The organism is Streptomyces sp. NPDC002776 (genome assembly GCF_053592195.1).
In genome coordinates this window covers 62,124-83,364 of record NZ_JBSFVG010000019.1, presented here as the reverse complement: position 1 = coordinate 83,364, position 21,241 = coordinate 62,124, and the positions used below count along the sequence as shown (strand labels likewise).

The following is a 21,241-nucleotide window of genomic DNA, read 5'->3' as shown; positions in this document are numbered from 1 at the left end:
AGATGCCGACCAACGAAGACAAGCTCCGCGAATACCTCAAGCGCGTCACCGCCGACTACTCCCAGGTCCGGCAGCGGCTGCGCGAACTCGAGGCCAAGGACCAGGACCCCATCGCGATCGTCGGCATGGCCTGCCGTTTCCCCGGCGGCGCCGCATCGCCCGAGGAACTGTGGCGCATGGTCTCCGACGGCGTCGACGGCATCACCCCCTTCCCCACCGACCGGGGCTGGGACGAGGACCTGTACGACCCCGACCCCGACGCCTACGGCAAGAGTTACGTCGTCGAGGGCGGCTTCCTGCACGACGCCGCCGACTTCGACCCCGAGTTCTTCGGCATCTCACCGCGCGAGGCCCTGGCCATGGACCCGCAGCAGCGGCTCCTCCTCGAAGCCTCCTGGGAAGCCATCGAACGGGCCGGCATCGTCCCCGCCGGCCTGCGCGGCACCCGCACCGGCGTCTTCGCCGGAGCCGTCGCCTCCGACTACGCCGCACGCCTCGACTCCGTCCCCGAGGAGATCGAGGGCTTCCTCGTCACCGGCAACATGACCGCCGTCGTCTCCGGCCGCGTCTCCTACGTCCTGGGGCTGGAGGGCCCCGCGGTCACCGTCGACACCGCCTGCTCCTCCTCCCTCGTCGCCACCCACCTCGGCGTCCAGGCCCTGCGCAACGGCGAGTGCGACTACGCCCTCGCCGGCGGCGTCACCGTCATGCCCACCCCGTCGGGCTTCATCGGCTTCAGCCGCCAGCGCGGCCTCGCCCGCGACGGCCGCTGCAAGGCCTTCGCGGCCGCCGCGGACGGCACCATCTGGTCCGAGGGCGTCGGCGTCCTCCTCCTGGAACGCCTCTCCGACGCCCGCCGCAACGGCCATCGCGTCCTCGCCGTCATCCGCGGCTCCGCCACCAACCAGGACGGCGCCAGCAACGGCCTCAGCGCCCCCAGCGAACTGGCCCAACGCCGCGTCATCCAGCAGGCCCTGGAGAGCGCCCGCCTCACCCCGCGCGACGTGGACGCGGTCGAGGCCCACGGCACGGGCACGACGCTGGGCGACCCGATCGAGGCGCAGGCGCTGCTGGCCACCTACGGCCAGGGCCGGGACGCCGACCGGCCGCTGTGGCTCGGGTCGATCAAGTCGAACATCGGCCACTCCGGTGCCTGCGCGGGTGTGGCCGGCGTCATCAAGATGGTGATGGCCCTCCGCGAAGGCGTCCTCCCGCGCACCCTCCACGTCGACGAGCCCACCCCGCACGTCGACTGGACCTCCGGCGACGTACGGCTGCTCACCGAACCCCGCGAGTGGGTCCCCCAGGGCGACCGGGCCCGCCGCGGCGCGGTGTCGTCCTTCGGCGTCTCCGGGACGAACGCGCACGTGATCCTGGAGGAGGCGCCGGCCGAGTCGGAGCCGGGGCCGGTGGTGGCTTCGGGTCCTGAGGGGTTGTCGGGGTCGGCGGTGGTGCCGTGGCTGGTGTCGGGGCGTACGGCGGGGGCGTTGGCTGCGCAGGCGGGTCGGTTGGCGGGGGTGTCGGGTGAACCGGTGGACGTGGGGTGGAGCCTGTGGGCTTCGCGTACGGCGCTGGAGCATCGGGCGGTGGTGTGGGGCCGGGAGACCTCCGAACTGACGGCTGGGCTGGGGGCGCTGGCGTCGGGTGCTGTCGCGGGTAATGCGGTGTCGGGTGCGGCTGTGGCGTCGGGTGCGCCGGTGTTCGTGTTTCCGGGGCAGGGGTCGCAGTGGTTGGGGATGGGGCGAGGGTTGTTGGAGTCCTCGCCGGTGTTCGCGGCGCGGATCGGGGAGTGTGAGGCGGCGCTGGGGCCGTTCGTGGAGTGGTCGTTGAGCGAGGTGCTGAAGGGCGATGACGATGCCTGGATGCAGCGGGTGGACATGGTCCAGCCGGTGTTGTGGGCGGTCATGGTGTCGCTGGCTGCTGTGTGGGAGTCCTTCGGTGTGACTCCGGCGGCTGTCATCGGTCACTCGCAGGGGGAGATCGCGGCTGCTGCGGTGGTCGGTGCGCTGAGCCTGGAGGACGCCGCCCGGGTGGTCGCGCTGCGTTCGGCTGCGATTCGGGATGAACTGGCCGGTCGTGGTGGCATGTTGTCGCTGGCGACGAGTGCTGAGCAGGCTTCGGCTTGGGTGTCGCCGTACGGGGATCGGGTCTCGATAGCGGTTTACAACGGTCCGGACGCCACGGTGGTGGCCGGTGATCCCGAGGCCCTGGATGAGATCGCCTCGGTGGCGGAGGCCACTGGTGTTCGTGCGCGGCGGGTTCCGGTCGATTACGCCTCACACTCCGCCCATGTCGAGGACATCAAGACCAAGCTGCTTGAGGCACTTGCCCCGGTGACACCGCGGGTCTCGCGGGTTCCGGTGATCTCCACGGTGACTGGCGATGTGTTGGACACGACGACGATGGACGCCTCGTACTGGTACGAGGGCCTGCGCCAGCCAGTGCGCTTCACCGAAGCGGTCCAAGTAGCCCTCGAACAGGGCCACTCTCGCTTCAGCGAAGTGAGCGCCCACCCCGTCCTCATCATGGGCGTGCAGTCGATTGCCGAGGCGGCGGAACAGTCGGTCACGGTCGTCGGTACCCTGCGACGGGACGAGGAGGAGAACGCCCGCTTCCTCGCGAGCGCCGCCGAACTGTGGGTGCACGGCACCGACATCGACTGGTCCGCCGTCTACGCGGGCCGTACCGTGCACCGCGTCGACCTGCCCACCTACGCCTTCCAACACCAGCGCTACTGGCTGGAGTCCGGTGGTGCAGGCACCGCCGATGTCAGCGGCGCAGGTCTGGCCGCCGCGGATCACCCGTTGCTGGGGGCCGCGGTGAGCCTCGCCGCTGACGGAGGGCTGGTCCTGACTGGCCGGCTGTCTCTTCGTACGCACCCTTGGCTTGCGGATCACGCCGTTGCGGGCAGTGTTCTCCTCCCTGGCACCGGGTTCGTCGAGCTGGCGATCAGGGCCGGGGACGAGGTGGGCTGCGGCCACCTCACCGAACTCACCCTCCAAGCCCCGCTCCTCCTCCCCGAGCAAGGCGCCGTCCACCTTCAAGTCGTCGTCAGTGCCCCCGGCGCCCAAGGCGAGCGCGGACTTACGGTCTACTCCCGGCCCGAAGGCTCCGTGCCCGACCAGGAGTGGGCCCTCCACGCCGAGGGCCTGCTCAGCCCGGCGCCGGTCAACTCGCCCGGCATCGGGCTCACCGCATGGCCGCCCCCGGGCGCCGAGGCTGTCGACATCTCCGGGTTCTACGCGGGCGCCGAGGCTGCCGGTTACGGCTATGGCCCCGCGTTCCAGGGTCTGCGTACGGCCTGGAGGCGCGGTGGCGAGGTGTTCGCCGAGGTTGAGTTGGGTGAGTCGGAGCGGGCGGAGGCGGCGCGGTTCGGGATTCATCCGGCGTTGTTGGATGCGGCGTTGCATGCCAATGGCTACGGCGATTTCGGTGGTGGCGGAGAGGTGTTGCGGCTGCCGTTTGCCTGGACGGGTGTTTCGCTGTTCGCGGCGGGGGCTGACCGGTTGCGGGTGCGGATCAGTGCGGCGGGTGAGGATGCGCTGGCTGTGGAGGTGGCCGACGGTACGGGGCAGCCGGTTGCCGAGGTGCGCTCGCTGGTACTGCGCCCGGTCTCGGCGGCTGCGTTGGGCAGCGGCCGGGGCGCGGAGGACGACGATCTCTACCGTGTGGACTGGACGTCTCTGCCGGTTCCCGAGGAGGTCACCGGGGCCGGGGTATGGGCCGTCCTCGGTGCGGAGGATCCGTACAACGTCGGTGCTGCCGTCCAAGGCGCCGGGCTCGCCGTGGACTCCTATCTGGACATCGAGGGGCTGCGTGCGGTCCTCGACGCCGGGGTTCCGGCACCCGAGGTCGCCATGGTCTGCGTCTCGTCGACGGACAGCGGGGAAGGGCTGGCCGAGAGCACTCGCCAGGTGACGGCGGATGCGCTGGCCTTGGTGCAGGAGTGGCTGGCGGTCGATGCGTTGGCCGACACCCGGCTGGTGGTGGTGACGCGGGGCGCTGTGGCGGCGCGTGAGGGTGAGGACGTACGGGATCTGGTGGCCGCTCCGGTGTGGGGGCTGGTCCGGTCGGCGCAGTCGGAGAATCCGGGTCGGTTCCTGCTGCTTGACCTGGACCCGGCCTCGGAGTTGGGCGCTGATCTTGTCGCCGAGGGTGTGTCGGCGGCGTTGGAGGCGGGGGAGTGGCAGCTCGCGGTGCGGGGCGGGGATGTCCTGGTGCCGAGGCTGGCGCGCGCTTCTTCCGGTACTGCGCTGGTTCCGCCGGCCGGGGAGCGGGCCTGGCGGCTGGACACCGTGGCCTCCGGCACCTTGGAAGGGCTCACTCTTTTGCCGGTCCCCGAGGCGACCGCGCCGCTTGCCGCCGGACAGGTGCGCATCGCCGTCCGGGCCGCGGGCCTCAACTTCCGGGACGTCCTCATCGGTCTGGGCATGGTGCCCGGTCAGACCGTGATGGGGAGCGAGTGCGCGGGCGTGGTGGCCGAGGTCGGCGAGGGGGTCACTCATCTCGCCGTCGGCGACCGTGTCATGGGCTTCGTGACGGGCGGCCTTGGGCCGTTCGCGGTCACCGACGCCCGGGTGGTGGTGCCTGTTCCCGAGGGGTGGTCGTTCGAGCAGGCGGCGTCCGTCCCAGTGGTGTTCCTGACCGCGTACTACGGCCTGGTGGACCTTGCCGCCGTCCAGCGGGTCGACACCGTGCTGGTGCATGCGGGTGCGGGTGGGGTCGGTATGGCGGCGATCCAGCTGGCCCGGCACTTCGGAGCCGAGGTCCTCGCCACGGCCAGTCCTGGGAAGTGGGATGTGCTGCGGGGGCTGGGTCTGACGGATGACCGGATCGCCTCTTCTCGGGATCTCGAGTTCCGGGAGAAGTTCAGTGCCAAGGGTGTGGACGTCGTCCTGAACTCCCTCGCCCGGGAGTTCGTCGACGCCTCCCTCGATCTGCTGCCTCACGGTGGCCGATTCCTGGAGCTGGGCAAGACCGACATCCGGGACGCCGAAGAGGTCGCCGCCGAGCGCTCCGGTGTCACCTACCTTGCCTACAGCCCCGGTGACGGCGGCCTGGACCGCGCGAGCGAGATCCTGCGGACCGTCGTCTCCCTCTTCGAGTCGGGTGTGCTGGAGCCGTTGCCGGTGCGGGCGTGGGATGTGCGCAGGGCTCCGGAAGCCTTCCGGTTCATGAGCCAGGCCAAGCACGTCGGCAAGGTGGTGCTCACCATGCCCCCGGTCCTCGACCCGGAGGGCACGGTTCTGATCACGGGCGGCACCGGCACCCTCGGCGCGCTCCTGGCCCGTCACTTGGTGACCGAGTACGGCGTACGGAACCTGCTGCTGACCAGCCGCACCGGACCCGATGCCCCAGGCGCTCAGCAACTCGTCGCTGAACTTCAGGAGTTGGGCGCAACCGCGACCGTCGCTGCTTGTGACGCCGCCGACCGTGACCAGCTCGCCGCCCTGCTGGAGGGCCGTACGCTCACCGGTGTCGTCCACGCGGCCGGCGTCTTGGCCGATGGCGTGTTGACCTCGCTCACCCCGGAGCAGCTGGCGACGGTCTGGCGGCCGAAGGCCGAGGCCGCCGTGAACCTGCACGAGCTGACCGAGGGCTGCGACCTCGCCCTGTTCGCTCTCTACTCCTCCGCCTCCGGTATCTTCGGTGCGCCGGGCCAGGCCAACTACGCGGCGGCGAACGTCTTCCTGGACGCGCTCGCCCAGCACCGCCGATCCCACGGCCTGCCCGCCACCTCCCTGGCCTGGGGCTACTGGGAGCAGGCCAGCGCCATGACCGGCCACATGGAGAACCGCGACCGCGCCCGCCTCTCCCAAGGCGGCCTGATCGCGCTCTCCTCCGAGCACGGCCTGGCCCTCTTCGACCGAGCCCACAGCTTGGACGAAGGGTCGCTCCTCGCCAGCCCGCTGGATTTTGCGGAGCTGCGCGCCCATGCGGCGAGTGGCGTGCTGCCGACGTTGCTGCGGGGCTTGGTGCGTGCGCCGACCGTGACTCGGAGGGTAGCGGCCTCGACGGGGGCGGCCGGGGATGCGAGTTCGCTCGCGGAGCGGCTGGCCGGCCTGAGCGAGCCCGAACGGGAGCGGTTCCTGCTGGACTTGGTCCGTTCGCACGTCGCGGCGGTGTTGGGGCACGCCAATCCGCAAGCCGTCGACGCCGAACGCCCCTTCAAGGACCTAGGCTTCGACTCGCTCACCGCGGTGGAACTGCGCAACCGCCTCAACACCGCCACCGGCCTCCGCCTGCCCGCGACCCTCGTCTTCGACCACCCCACCCCCACCGCCCTCACCCGACAGATCCGTTCGGAGATATCCGGGCTGCCCGCCGCCCAGGAGCCGGGCGCCGTCGCTCGCACGGCGGTCACCGGTGGCCTGGCGGACGAGCCGATCGCGATCGTCGGCATGGCCTGTCGCTTCCCCGGCGGCATCGAGTCCCCGGAGGAACTGTGGCGGCTGGTGCGCGCCGGGGAGGACGCCATCACCGCCTTCCCGCAGGACCGTGACTGGGACGACGACCTCTACGACCCCGACCCCGAGGCCCAGGGCAAGACGTATGTCCGGGGCGGCGGGTTCGTGGCGGACGCGGCCGGGTTCGACGCCGCGTTCTTCGGGATCTCACCGCGCGAGGCGCTGGCGATGGACCCGCAGCAGCGGCTCCTCCTCGAAGCCTCCTGGGAGGCCGTGGAGCGCGCGGGCATCGCCCCCGGCTCCCTGCGCGGCACCCGGACCGGCGTCTTCGCCGGGGCCCTGGCCTCCGAGTACGTGGCGCGACTCAACGCCGTACCGGACGGCATCGAGGGCTTCCTCGGCACCGGCAACATGTCCAGCGTCACCTCCGGCCGCGTCGCCTACCAACTCGGCCTGGAGGGACCGGCGGTGACCGTCGACACGGCCTGTTCGTCGTCACTGGTGGCGCTGCATCTGGCCGTGCAGTCGCTGCGCCAGGACGAGTGCGACATGGCACTCGCGGGCGGTGTGACGGTGATGTGCACGCCCACGGGCTTCGTGGAACTGAGCCGTCAGCGCGGTCTCTCGCCGGACGGCCGCTGCAAGGCGTTCGCGGCGGCCGCCGACGGCTTCGGTCCGGCGGAGGGTGTCGGCGTCCTCGTGGTCGAGCGGCTCTCCGACGCCCTCGCCAAGGGGCACCGGGTCCTCGCCGTGGTGCGCGGCTCGGCGATCAACCAGGACGGCGCGTCCAACGGCCTCACGGCGCCCAACGGTCCGTCCCAGCAGCGCGTCATCCGTGCCGCACTCGGCACCGTGGGTCTCTCGCCGACCGACATCGACGTGGTGGAGGCGCACGGCACGGGCACGACGCTCGGCGACCCGATCGAGGCGCAGGCGCTGCTGGCCACCTACGGCCAGGGCCGGGACGCGGAACGGCCGCTCTGGCTGGGATCGGTGAAGTCCAACATCGGGCACACCCAGGCCGCGGCGGGCGTCGCGGGTGTGATCAAGATGGTGATGGCGATGCGGGCGGGCGTGCTGCCCCGCACCCTGCACGTGGACGAGCCGAGCCCGCACGTCGACTGGACGACGGGTGAGGTCAGGCTCCTGACCGAGGAGCGGGACTGGGCGGCGAACGGTCACCCGCGCCGGGCCGGGGTATCGTCCTTCGGCATCTCCGGGACCAACGCGCACGTGATTCTGGAGGAGGCGCCCGCCGCCTCGGAACCGGGACCGGTGGTGGTGTCCGGCCCGGAAGGGCTGTCGGGCTCGCCGGTCGTGCCTTGGCTGCTGTCCGGGCGGAGTGCGGGGGCGTTGGCCGTGCAGGCGGGTCGGCTGGCGGGAGTCACGGGCGATCCGCTGGACGTGGGGTGGCAACTGATCTCGGGGCGTACGGCGCTGGAGCATCGGGCGGTGGTGTGGGGGCGGGAGCGCGCCGAACTGACGGCTGGGCTGGGGGCGCTGGCGTCGGGTGCTGTCGCGGGTAATGCGGTGTCGGGTACGGCTGTGGCTTCGGGTGCGCCGGTGTTCGTGTTTCCGGGGCAGGGGTCGCAGTGGTTGGGGATGGGGCGGGGGTTGTTGGAGTCCTCGCCGGTGTTCGCGGCGCGGATCGTCGAGTGTGAGGCGGTGCTCGGGCCGTTCGTGGACTGGTCGTTGAGCGAGGTGCTGAAGGGCGATGACGATGCCTGGATGCAGCGGGTGGACATGGTCCAGCCGGTGTTGTGGGCGGTCATGGTGTCGCTGGCAGCTGTCTGGGAGTCCTTCGGTGTGACTCCGGCGGCCGTGATCGGTCACTCGCAGGGGGAGATCGCGGCTGCGGTGGTGGTCGGTGCGCTGAGCCTGGAGGACGCGGCCCGGGTGGTCGCGCTGCGTTCGGCTGCGATCCGGGATGAACTGGCGGGTCGTGGTGGGATGTTGTCGCTGGCGACCGGTCCGGAGCAGGCATCGGAGTGGGTGTCGTCGTATGGCGAGAGGGTCTCGATAGCGGTTTACAACGGTCCGGACGCCACGGTGGTGGCCGGTGATCCGGAAGCCCTGGAGGAGATCGCCTCGGCGGCGGAGGCCGATGGTGTTCGTGCGCGGCGGGTTCCGGTCGATTACGCCTCGCACTCCGCCCATGTCGAGGACATCAAGGCCAAGCTGCTGGAAGCCCTCGCCCCGGTGACACCGCAGACCTCCCGCATCCCGCTCATCTCCACTGTCACCGGCGGGGTGCTCGACACGACGACGATGGACGCCTCGTACTGGTACGAGGGCCTGCGCCAGCCGGTGCGTTTCACCGAAGCGGTCCAAGTAGCCCTCGAACAGGGCCACTCTCGATTCAGCGAGGTGAGCGCCCATCCCGTCCTCATCATGGGCGTGCAGTCGATCGCGGAGGCGGCGGAACAGTCGGTCACGGTCGTCGGTACCCTGCGTCGGGACGAGGAGGAGAACGCCCGCTTCCTCGCGAGCGCCGCCGAACTGTGGGTGCACGGCACCGACATCGACTGGTCCGCCGTCTACGCGGGCCGTACCGTGCACCGCGTCGACCTGCCCACCTACGCCTTCCAACACCAGCGCTACTGGCTGGAGTCCGGTGGTGCAGGCACCGTTGATGTCAGCGGCGCAGGTCTGGCCGCCGCGGATCACCCGTTGCTGGGGGCCGCGGTGAGCCTCGCCGCTGACGGAGGGCTGGTCCTGACCGGCCGACTGTCTCTTCGTACGCACCCCTGGCTCGCCGACCACGCCGTAACCGGCACGGTCCTCTTCCCCGGTACCGGGTTCGTCGAACTGGCGATCCGCGCCGGGGACGAGGTCGGCTGCGGCCACCTCACCGAACTCACCCTGCACGCCCCCCTCCTCCTCCCCGAGCGCGGCGCCATCCACCTCCAAGTGGTCGTCGGCGTACCGGACGAGAGCGGGGACCGGGCAGTGACCGTGCACTCCCGCGCGGAGGGCGCGGAGCCGGACGCCCCGTGGACGTGGCACGCCGAGGGGGTGCTCGGAGCGAAGACGGTCGAGCCACTCGCGACCGACCTCACCGTCTGGCCCCCGCAGGGTGCGGACCCGCTCGATGTGTCCGGCTTCTACGCGGGCGCCGAGGCTGCCGGTTACGGCTATGGCCCCGCGTTCCAGGGTCTGCGTACGGCCTGGAGGCGCGGTGGCGAGGTGTTCGCCGAGGTTGAGTTGGGTGAGTCGGAGCGGGCGGAGGCGGCGCGGTTCGGGGTTCATCCGGCGTTGTTGGACGCGGCGTTGCATGCCAATGGTTACGGCGATTTCGGTGGTGGGGAGGTGTTGCGGCTGCCGTTTGCCTGGACGGGTGTTTCGCTGTTCGCGGCGGGGGCTGACCGGTTGCGGGTGCGGATCAGTGCGGCGGGTGAGGATGCGCTGGCTGTGGAGGTGGCCGACGGTACGGGGCAGCCGGTTGCCGAGGTGCGCTCGCTGGTACTGCGCCCGGCTACGGCGCTGGGCGATGGCCCGGGCAGGGAGGCCGACGACCTCTTCCGTATGGACTGGGCGTCCTTGCCCGTTCCCGAGGAGGTCACCGGGGCCGGGGTATGGGCCGTGCTCGGTGCGGAGGATCCGTACGGCGTCGGCGCTGCCGTCCAAGGCGCCGGAATGGCCGTGGACTCGTACCCCGATCTTGGCGGGGTGCGAGTGGTGATGGAGGCCGGTGTACCAGCGCCCGAGGTGGTGCTCGTCTGTGTTCCGCCGGTGGACGGGGCTGACGGGCTCGCCGGGGCCGCGCAGCAGGTGACGGCGGACGTCCTGGCGCTGCTGCGGGACTGGCTGGCGGACGAAGGGCTGAGCGACACCCGGCTGGTGGTGGTGACGCGGGGCGCTGTGGCGGCGCGTGAGGGTGAGGACGTACGGGATCTGGTGGCCGCTCCGGTGTGGGGGCTGGTCCGGTCGGCGCAGTCGGAGAATCCGGGTCGGTTCCTGCTGCTTGACCTGGACCCGGCCTCGGAGTTGGGCGCTGATCTTGTCGCCGAGGGTGTGTCGGCGGCGTTGGAGGCGGGGGAGTGGCAGCTCGCGGTGCGGGGCGGGGATGTCCTGGTGCCGAGGCTGGCGCGCGCTTCTTCCGGTACTGCGCTGACTTCCCCCGCTGGTGAACGGGCCTGGCGGTTGGACACCGTGGCCTCCGGCACGCTCGACGGGCTGGCGCTGGTGCCGGCTCCGGAGGCGGCCGAGCCGCTTGCCGCCGGGCAGGTCCGCATCGCCGTCCGGGCCGCCGGAATGAACTTCCGCGACGTCCTGATCAGTCTCGGGATGTACCCCGGACAGCCCATCCTGGGGAGCGAGTGCGCGGGCGTGGTGGTCGAGGTCGGCGAGGGGGTCACCCATGTCGCCCCGGGCGACCGAGTCATGGGGGTCGTCCCGCACGCGTTCGCTCCGCTGGTCGTCGCCGACGCCCGGCTCGTGGTGCCGATCCCGGAGGGGTGGTCGTTCGAGCAGGCGGCGTCCGTCCCAGTCGTCTTCCTGACGGCGTACTACGGCCTGGTGGACCTGGGTGGCCTCAAGCGGGGTGACACCGTGCTGGTGCATGCGGGTGCGGGTGGGGTCGGTATGGCGGCGATCCAGCTGGCGCGGCACTTCGGCGCGGAAGTCCTCGCTACGGCCAGTCCTGGGAAGTGGGATGTGCTGCGAGGGCTGGGTCTGACGGACGACCGGATCGCCTCCTCCCGGGACCTGGACTTCCGGATGAAGTTCAGTGCCGAGTGCGTGGACGTCGTCCTGAATTCCCTCGCCCGCGAGTTCGTCGATGCCTCCCTCGAACTCCTCGCTCCTCAGGGCCGGTTCGTCGAAATGGGCAAGACGGATCTGCGTGACCCTGAGCGGTTGTCGCAGGCCAATCCGGGCATGAAGTACGCGCCCTTCGAACTGGGCGAGGCGGGGGCGCAACGGATGGGCGAGATCCTGGCCGAGGTGATGTCCCTCTTCGCGGCGGGTGTGCTGGAGCCGTTGCCGGTGCGGGCGTGGGATGTGCGCAGGGCTCCGGAGGCCTTCCGGTTCATGAGCCAGGCCAAGCACGTCGGCAAGGTGGTGCTCACCATGCCCCCGGTCCTCGACCCGGAGGGCACGGTTCTGATCACGGGCGGTACCGGCACCCTCGGCGCGCTCCTGGCCCGTCACTTGGTGACCGAGTACGGCGTACGGAACCTGCTGCTGACCAGCCGCACCGGCCCGGATGCCCCGGGCGCTCAGCAACTCGTCGCTGAACTTCAGGAGTTGGGCGCGACCGCGACCGTCGCTGCTTGTGACGCCGCCGACCGTGACCAGCTCGCCGCCCTGCTGGAGGGCCGTACGCTCACCGGTGTCGTCCACGCGGCCGGCGTCTTGGCCGATGGCGTGTTGACCTCGCTCACCCCGGAGCAGCTGGCGACGGTCTGGCGGCCGAAGGCCGAGGCCGCCGTGAACCTGCACGAGCTGACCGAGGGCTGCGACCTCGCCCTGTTCGCGCTCTACTCCTCCGCCTCCGGTATCTTCGGTGCGCCGGGCCAGGCCAACTACGCGGCGGCGAACGTCTTCCTGGACGCGCTCGCCCAGCACCGCCGATCCCAGGGCCTGCCCGCCACCTCCCTGGCCTGGGGCTACTGGGAGCAGGCCAGTGCCATGACCGGCCACATGGAGAACCGCGACCGCGCCCGCCTCTCCCAAGGCGGACTCGTCCCGCTCTCCTCCGAGCACGGCCTCGCCCTCTTCGACGAGGCTCTGCGCCTCGACGAGGGGCTGCTGGTGGCCAGTGGCATCGATCTCACCGAACTCCGCTCCCTCGCCGCCCGCGGTGTGCTGCCGGGGCTGTATGGGGGATTGGTGCGTCCGCCGGCCGTGACTCGGAGGGTAGCGGCCTCGACGGGGGCGGCCGGGGATGCGAGTTCGCTCGCGGAGCGCCTGGCCCGCCTCAGTGAGACCGAACGGGAGCGCTTCCTCCTGGACCTGGTCCGCTCGCATGTTGCCGCCGTCCTCGGCCACGCCAACCCGCAAGCCGTCGACGCCGAACGCCCCTTCAAGGACCTAGGCTTCGACTCGCTCACCGCGGTGGAACTGCGCAACCGCCTCAACACCGCCACCGGCCTCCGCCTGCCCGCGACCCTCGTCTTCGACCACCCCACCCCCACCGCCCTCACCCGGCAGATCCGCTCCCAGCTCCCGCTAGCCGAGGCGGCCGACACGGCGCCGACCCTCGCGGCGGAGCTGGAGCGGCTGGAGCGGGTCATCGGTGCGGCCGACTCCGACGACGTCGTCAGCCACCGTGTCACCGACCGGCTCCGGGCGCTGCTGGCGGCCCTGGAGGGCGCGGCGACCGCCGCCGACCCGGCGGAGGACGACGACCTGGACGGCGCCACGGACGACGAACTGTTCGACCTCCTCGACAGCGAGTTGGGGACAGCGTGAACCGATCCGGCCGACTCGACGCGCCCACGGGAGACCTCCGATGAACAACGAGCAGAAACTCCGCGACTACCTCAAGCGGGCGACTGCCGACCTCCGTCAGGCCCGCCGTCGCATCAAGCAGCTGGAGGAGCAGCCCGCCGTCGCGATCGTCGGCATGGCCTGCCGCTACCCGGGTGGCATCGCCTCGCCGGAGGACCTCTGGCGGCTCGTCCTCGAAGGCGAGGACGCCATCGGACCCTTCCCCGAGGACCGCGACTGGGACCTCGACGGCCTCTACGACCCCGACCCGGACGCCGAGGGCAAGACCTACGTCAAAGGCGGCGGCTTCCTGCGATCCGTCGGTGACTTCGACGCCGAGCTGTTCGGGATCTCACCGCGTGAGGCGCTGGCGATGGACCCGCAGCAGCGGCTGCTGCTCGAAGCGTCCTGGGAGGCCGTCGAGCGGGCGCGCATCGACCCGCACAGCCTGCGCGCCACCCCGACCGGCGTGTTCACCGGCGCCCCGTCGTCCGAGTACGTGTCCCGGCTGAACAGCCTTCCCGACGGCCTCGAGGGCTACATCAGCATCGGCAACGCCGTCAGCGTGGCCTCCGGACGGGTCGCCTACACCCTCGGCCTGGAAGGCCCGGCCGTCTCCGTCGACACCGCCTGCTCCTCCTCACTGGTCGCCCTGCACCTGGCGATCCAGGCACTCCGCAACGGCGAGTGCACCCTGGCGCTCGCGGGTGGTGTCACCGTCATGCCGACGCCCGCGACCTTCGTGGAGTTCGGCCGCCAGCGCGGGCTGGCCGAGGACGGCCGCTGCAAGGCGTTCGCGGCGGCGGCCGACGGCTTCGGTCCCGCGGAGGGTGTCGGCGTCCTCGTCGTGGAACGGCTCACGGACGCCGTCCGCAACGGCCACCCCGTCCTTGCGGTGGTCCGTGGTTCGGCCGTCAACCAGGACGGCGCCTCCAACGGCCTCACCGCCCCCAACGGCCCCTCCCAGCAGCGCGTCATCCAGCAGGCCCTAGCCAACGCGGGAGTGGCCGCCGCCGACGTCGACGTGGTGGAGGCGCACGGCACGGGTACGACGCTCGGCGACCCGATCGAGGCGCAGGCGCTGCTGGCCACCTACGGATTGGACCGGGACGCGGACCGGCCGCTCTGGCTCGGTTCCGTGAAGTCCAACATCGGGCACACCCAGGCCGCGGCGGGTGTCGCGGGCGTCATCAAGATGGTGATGGCGATGCGGGCGGGCGTCCTGCCGAAGACCCTCCACGTCGACGAACCCACCCCCCACGTCGACTGGACGACGGGCGAGGTCAAGCTCCTCACCGAGTCGCGCACTTGGACCACGGCCGACGAACGGCCCCGCCGCGCCGCTATCTCCTCCTTCGGCATTTCCGGTACGAACGCCCACGTCGTCCTGGAACAGGCCCCCGCGGACGAGCACCCCGGGCCCGAGCCGGTCCCGGCCGACGGTGGCCTCGCCGGTTCCCCGCTGATCCCCTGGCTGGTCTCGGCCCGTACCGCCGAGGCACTGGCCGCCCAGGCGGAGCGCCTCGCGGATGCCGTGGCCGGCACCGACCCGATCGACGTTGGATGGAGCCTGCTGACCTCCCGCGCCACGCTCAACCACCGTGCGGTGGTGTGGGGTTCGAGGACGGAGGAGCTGACCTCCGGCCTGCGCGTCCTGGCCTCGGCCGGAGTCGCGCCCAATGTCGTGACAGGTGCGGCGGACACGGGCGGCTCCGGCGTCGTGCTCGTCTTCCCGGGCCAGGGGTCGCAGTGGCTGGGGATGGGACGGGGACTCCTCGACTCCTCGCCGGTGTTCGCGGCGCGGATCGGGGAGTGCGAGGCGGCGCTCGGGCCGTTCGTCGACTGGTCGTTGACCGACGTGCTGAAGGGCGATGACGACACCTGGATGCAGCGGGTCGACATGGTCCAGCCGGTGCTGTGGGCGGTCATGGTCTCCCTGGCGGCGGTCTGGGAGTCACTGGGCATCGAACCTGCCGCCGTCATCGGCCATTCGCAGGGGGAGATCGCGGCCGCCGCGGTGGTCGGTGCGCTGAGTCTGGAGGACGCGGCCCGGGTGGTCGCCCTGCGCTCGGCTGCGATCCGAGATGAACTGGCGGGTCGCGGTGGGATGTTGTCGCTTACGACCGGCCCCGAGCAGGCGGCGGCGTGGGTGGCGCCGTATGGCGACCGGGTGTCCATAGCCGTCTACAACGGCCCCGATGCCACGGTCGTTGCGGGCGACCCCGAGGCCCTGGACGAGATCTGCGCGAGGGCGGAGGCCGCCGACGTTCGCGCCCGGCGGGTTCCGGTGGACTACGCCTCGCACTCCGCCCATGTCGAGGACATCAAGGCCAAGCTGCTGCAAGCCCTCGCCCCTGTAGTACCACGGACCTCCCGCGTCCCGGTCATCTCCACGGTCACCGGCGGGGTGCTGGACACGACGACGATGGATGCCACCTACTGGTACGAGGGCCTCCGCCGGCCGGTCCGCTTCACCGAGGCGATCACCACTGCCCTCACCACCGGCCACACCCGCCTGGTCGAGGTCAGCGCCCACCCCGTGCTCACCATGGGCGTGCAGGCCATCGCGGAAGCCGCGGAGCAGCCGGTCACCGTCGTAGGCACCCTGCGCCGGGACGAGGACGAGAACGCCCGCTTCCTCGCGAGCGCCGCCGAACTCTGGGTCCACGGGACCGACATCGACTGGTCCGCCGTCTACGCGGGCCGTACCGTGAACCGCGTCGACCTGCCCACCTACGCCTTCCAGCACCAGCGCTACTGGCTGGACGCAGGTTCCGCCGAGGCCGATGTCGTCGGCGCCGGACTGGTCCCCACCGGTCACCCGCTGCTGCGAGCCGCCGCCGGGCTTGCCGCGGACGGCGGAGTCGTGCTCACCGGCCGGCTCTCCACGCGCACCCATCCCTGGCTGGCGGACCACGCCGTCGCGGGCACGGTCCTCTTCCCCGGTACCGGGTTCGTGGAGCTGGCGATCCGCGCCGGGGACGAGGTCGGCTGCGGGCATCTCGCCGAACTCACCCTCCAGGCACCGCTGGTCTTCCCCGAGCAGGGCGCGGTACAGGTGCAGGTGTTCGTGGAACTGCCCGACGGCTCCGGGCGGCGTGCCGTTTCCGTGCACTCCCGGCCCGAGGGCTCGGACGGCGCCGCGGAGGAGTGGACCTTGCACGCGGAGGGCGCCCTGCTGCCAGAACAGCCTGCCCCTGCCGAGCCGTTCGGTGAGGTGTGGCCCCCGGCGGGCGCGGAGCCGGTGGACGTCTCCGGCTTCTACACCGCCGCGGCCGAGGCCGGCTACTCGTACGGGCCCGCGTTCCAAGGCCTGCGCGCCGTGTGGCGGCGCGGTGCCGACATCTTCGCCGAAGTGGCGCTGCCCGAGGGCCAGAAGGGCGACGCCGCCCGCTTCGGCCTGCACCCGGCGCTGCTGGACGCCGCCCTGCACGCCCACGGCTGCGCTCCCGCACCGGAGGAAGCCCCAGGACCGGACGGGACGCTGCGGCTGCCCTTCGCGTGGAACGGGGTGACCCTCTTCGCCACGGGCGCCGACCGGCTGCGCGTCCGGCTCCGCGCCGAGGCCGCCGACGCCGTACGCCTCGACCTCGCCGACGGTACCGGCGCGCCGGTCGCCTCCGTCGACTCCCTGCTGGTCCGCCCGGTGACGGCGGCCCAGCTCGCGGCGGCCCGGACGCCGCCGACGCACGACATGTTCCGGGTCCGCTGGATCCCGGTGCCCTGCGATCCGGAGGCCGTGCGCCACGCCACCTGGGCCGTGGTCGGGGACGACCCCTACGGCCTGGGCGCGGCGGTGCAGGGCGCGGGGCTGGCGGCCGACGCCTACCTCGACGTGGCGGGGGTCCGTGGCGTCCTGGAGTGGGGGGTGCCCGCCCCGCACGTCACCCTGCTCGCGGTGGCCCCGGCCGCTGACCCGGCCCCCGGCGACCCGGCGAGCGCGGCCCAGGAGACGGCCGAGCGGATCCTGGCCGTCGTCCAGGAGTGGCTGGCCGAGGAGGGTCTGGCCGACTCCCGGCTGGTGTTCGTCACCCGGGGTGCCGTGCCCGCGGGCGGCGACGACACGCTGACCGACCTGACCGGCGCCCCGGTATGGGGTTTGATCCGCTCCGCGCAGTCGGAGCACCCGAACCGGTTCCTGCTGGTCGACCTGGACCCGGCCGAGCAGCCGGGCGGCCCGGACGCCGACCTGCTGCCGGCGGCTGTCACGGCCGCGCTGGACACCGGTGAGGGCCAGGTCGCGGTGCGCGGCGGGACGACCCTGGTGCCCCGGCTGGTGCGGCCCGGCGCCGAGGAGGCCCTGGTGCCGCCCGCGGACGCGGATGCCTGGCGGCTGGACGCCACGGGCAGCGGCACCCCGGACGGGCTGACCCTGGTGCCCGCCCTCGAGGCGGACGCCCCGTTGGCGTCGGGCGAGATCCGGGTCGCCGTGCGTGCCGCCGGTGTCAACTTCCGCGATGTGCTGCTGACCCTGGGCATGTATCCGGGGCGGCCGATCCTCGGCAGCGAGGCGGCCGGGGTGGTCCTGGAGGTCGGCGCCGACGTCACCGGCATCGCCCCGGGGGACCGTGTGATGGGCCTGATGACGGAGGGCTTCGGCCCGCTGGTCGTCGCCGACGCCCGGCTCGTGGTGCCGATCCCGGAGGGGTGGTCGTTCGAGCAGGCGGCGTCCGTCCCAGTCGTCTTCCTGACGGCGTACTACGGCCTGGTGGACCTGGGTGGCCTCAAGCGGGGTGACACCGTGCTGGTGCATGCGGGTGCGGGTGGGGTCGGTATGGCGGCGATCCAGCTGGCGCGGCACTTCGGCGCGGAAGTCCTCGCTACGGCCAGTCCTGGGAAGTGGGATGTGCTGCGAGGGCTGGGTCTGACGGACGACCGGATCGCCTCCTCCCGGGACCTGGACTTCCGGGAGAAGTTCAGTGCCGAGCGCGTGGACGTCGTCCTGAACTCCCTCGCCCGCGAGTTCGTCGACGCCTCACTCGAACTCCTCGCTCCTCAGGGCCGGTTCGTCGAAATGGGCAAGACGGATCTGCGTGACCCTGAGCAATTGGCGCAGGCCAATCCGGGCATGACGTACGCGCCCTTCGAGCTGAGTGACGCCGGTGCCGAGCGGATCCAGGAGACCCTGGGCGAGCTCATGCGGCTGTTCGAGTCGGGTGTGCTGGAGCCGTTGCCGGTGCGGGCGTGGGATGTGCGCAGGGCGCCGGAAGCCTTCCGGTTCATGAGCCAGGCGAAGCATGTCGGCAAGGTCGCTCTGACCATGCCGGTGCCGGTGGATCCTGACGGCACCGTCCTGATCACCGGCGGGACCGGCACCCTCGGCTCGCTCCTGGCCCGGCACCTCGTGACCGAGCACGGCGCACGGAACCTGCTGCTGACCAGCCGCAGCGGACCGGAGGCACCGGGTGCGCAGGAACTCATCGCCGAAATAGAGGAGTTGGGGGCGGCGATCCAAGTGGCGGCCTGTGATGCCGCCGACCGTGATCAGCTCGCGGCCCTGCTGGACGGCCGTACGCTGACCGGTGTCGTCCACGCAGCAGGGGTCCTGGCCGACGGTCTGGTCACCGCCCTCACCCCGGAGCAACTGGCCACGGTCTGGCGCCCCAAGGCACAAGCCGCCCTGCACCTGCACGAACTCACCCAGGACTCCGACCTCGCCTTCTTCGCGCTGTACTCCTCCGCCTCCGGCGTCTTCGGCGGTGCCGGGCAGGCCAACTACGCCGCCGCCAACACCTTCCTCGACGCCCTCGCCCATCACCGCCGCGCCCAAGGGCTGCCCGCCACCTCCCTCGCCTGGGGCTTCTGGGCCGAGACCAGCGCCCTGACCAGCAGCCTCGGAGAGACCGAACAGGCCCGGATGACCCAGGGCGGGATGCTGCCGCTCACCACCGAGCGCGGGCTCGCCGTCTTCGACGCGGCCACCGGCTCGGACGGCGCTGTGGCCGTGGCCGCCGCGCTCGACACGGGCGGGCTGCGCGATCGGTCCCCCCAGCACGTGCCGCCGTTCCTGCGGGAGTTGGTCACCGTGACCCGGCGGCGGCGCGGCACCGCGGCCAACGAGGTCGTCGAGTCGGCCTCCGGGTTGGCCAGGCGGCTCGCCGGACTGGACTCGGCCGGCCGGGACGAGGCGCTGCGCGAGCTGGTGCGGAGCCATGTGGCCGTGGTCCTCGGCCACTCGGATGCCGCCGCCCTCGACATGGCACGGGAGTTCGTCGCCCTGGGCTTCGACTCGCTCACCGCCGTCGAGCTGCGCAACCGGCTCGGCACCGCCACCGGTCTGGCACTCCCGGCGACGCTGATCTTCGACCACCGGACGCCGGAGGCGCTGGCCCGGTACCTCTCCGGTGAGTTGGCGGGCAGCGGCGAGGCGGCGGATGGCGGACCCGTCACCGTCGTCACCGCGGAGTCCCGGCCCGCGGATCCCGACTCGCTCAGCGGGATCTTCCTGCGTGCCTGCCGCGAGGGCCGGTTCGCGGAGATCAGCACGGTGCTGCGGACGGCGGCCGACTTCCGTGAGAACTTCAGCGGCCCGGCGGAGCTGGCCAAGCTGCCGCAGCTCACCCCGCTGGCCCGGGGCGCCCGGACGCCCCAGCTGATCTGCTTCCCGACCTTCGCCTGGAAGCCGAGCGTCTACCAGTACCTCCCCTTCGCCTCCGCGCTCAGCGGCACCCGAACCGTCTCCGCCCTCTCTCTTCCGGGGTTCATGACCGGCGAGTCGATCCCGGCCGACCTGGACGCACTGGTGCGGACACTGGCCGAGGCGATCCGGCAGAACGCCGGGGACGAGCCGTACGCCCTGCTCGGCTATTCCAGCGGCGGCCTGATCGCCAGCGCGGTTGCCCGGCATCTGGAGGAGGCGGGGTCCGGTCCGGCCGGACTGGTGATGGTGGACACCCACTGGTGGGACACGGCGGGCGGTTTCGACCTCGATCCGTGGGCGAACAGCGTCCTCAGCGGGTTGCTGGACCGGGTCGGGGAGAGCGAGCACCAGGGGGAGAACTGGGGCGACGCCTGGGTCACCGCTCGTGCCCGCTACCTGTATCTGGACTTCCACCAGGCCGAGTTGGCGGCCCCCACGCTGCTGGTGCGGGCGGCCGACTCGCTCGGTCCGGAGGGCTCACGGCGGCGCGCCGACTGGGGCTACGAGCACACCGCCGTCGAGGTGCCGGGCGACCACTTCACCTTGATGGAGGGGGAGTTCGCCGCCGGAACCGCCGGGGCCGTGGACAGCTGGCTGCGGGCGCTGCCTGTGAACGACTGACCGACGACCCGTTTTCCTCGTCCTTCACCACCCCATCGACCACCACCCCCATCAACACGCACAGGAGAGGAGGCGCGGTGTTCGAACTCGCGGGACGGACCGCCTTCATCACCGGCGGCGCCCAGGGCATCGGACTGGGCCTGGCCCGGGCGCTCGCCAAGGAGGGCGTACGGCTCGCCCTCGCCGACATCGACACGGACGCGCTCGCCGCGGCCGACGTCGAGCTGTCGGCGCTGACCGGGGTGGCCACCTTCACCCTGGACGTCACCGACCGCGCCGCCTATAGCCGAGTGGCCGACGAGGCCGAGGAGCGCCTCGGTCCGGTGACGCTGCTCTGCAACAACGCGGGTGTCGGCGGCAGTTACCCGGTCAACGCGATGAGCTACGAACTGTGGGACCTGTTCCTCGGCGTCAACGTCGGCGGGGTGGTGAACGGTCTGCAGACCTTCCTGCCCCGCATGATCGCCCGCGGGGAGCCGGCGCACATCGTCAACACCGCCTCCACCGCAGGGCTGGCGCCCCAGGGCGGGCAGGCGGGCTACATGTACGAGGGGACCAAGGCCGGGGTGATCGGTCTGTCCGAGGGGCTTTCCCGGCAGTTGGCGCACGAGGGGCATCCCATCGGGGTGACCGTGTTCTGTCCGGGCCTGGTGGCCACCAACATGGTCGCCACCGGCCGGGCCGCGCGCCGCCGCATCGGCGGTGACCTCGGGCTCACCGCCGAGCAGGAGGAGGACCGGGAGCGGCTCCTCACCGAGCAGGACTTCTATCTGCGCCAGCTCGGGCACTCCCCGGACGCCGTGGGGGAGATGCTGGTGGAGGGGCTGCGGTCCGGAAAGCCGTACGTGATCACCGATCGAGGGGTGGCGGAGCCGCTGGCCGCCCGCTCGAAGGCCCTGTTCACGGCGCTGCCGCCGGAGACGGAGCACGACCGGCGGATCGCCCGCCATGTCGCGGCTCAGCTGCGGGAGGCCGCCCGCTCGGGCAGCAAGACCCACTGAGTCGCCCGTGAGGACGTGAGGAGGGGCCACCGCGCGAGGCGGACCTGCATGCGGGGTGGCCCCTTTGCCGTTGCGGCCCCGGGGGAGGTCGGCCGCAGCGGCTGGGATGTCCGGGGCCGGACGCCCGGCGGTGTCCGGGG

Annotated in this window: 3 protein-coding genes; all 3 read left to right on the top strand. The window is 72.0% G+C overall.

Annotation, left to right across the window (positions count from 1 at the left end):
- The first annotated feature begins 2 nt into the window (after nucleotides 1-2).
- The 3 genes from ACWD11_RS30035 to ACWD11_RS30025 all read left to right on the top strand — a co-directional run bounded on the left by ACWD11_RS30035 (nucleotide 3) and on the right by ACWD11_RS30025 (nucleotide 21,101).
- A complete protein-coding gene (locus tag ACWD11_RS30035) occupies nucleotides 3-12,821 on the top strand; it encodes an SDR family NAD(P)-dependent oxidoreductase (protein WP_451286739.1) in 12,819 nt (4,272 codons plus the stop codon).
- Nucleotides 12,822-12,861: 40 nt separating this feature from the next.
- A complete protein-coding gene (locus ACWD11_RS30030) occupies nucleotides 12,862-20,100 on the top strand; it encodes an SDR family NAD(P)-dependent oxidoreductase (protein ID WP_451286738.1) in 7,239 nt (2,412 codons plus the stop codon).
- A gap of 77 nt (nucleotides 20,101-20,177) precedes the next feature.
- A complete protein-coding gene (locus tag ACWD11_RS30025; protein ID WP_451286736.1) occupies nucleotides 20,178-21,101 on the top strand; it encodes an SDR family NAD(P)-dependent oxidoreductase in 924 nt (307 codons plus the stop codon).
- The last annotated feature ends 140 nt before the right edge of the window (nucleotides 21,102-21,241 follow it).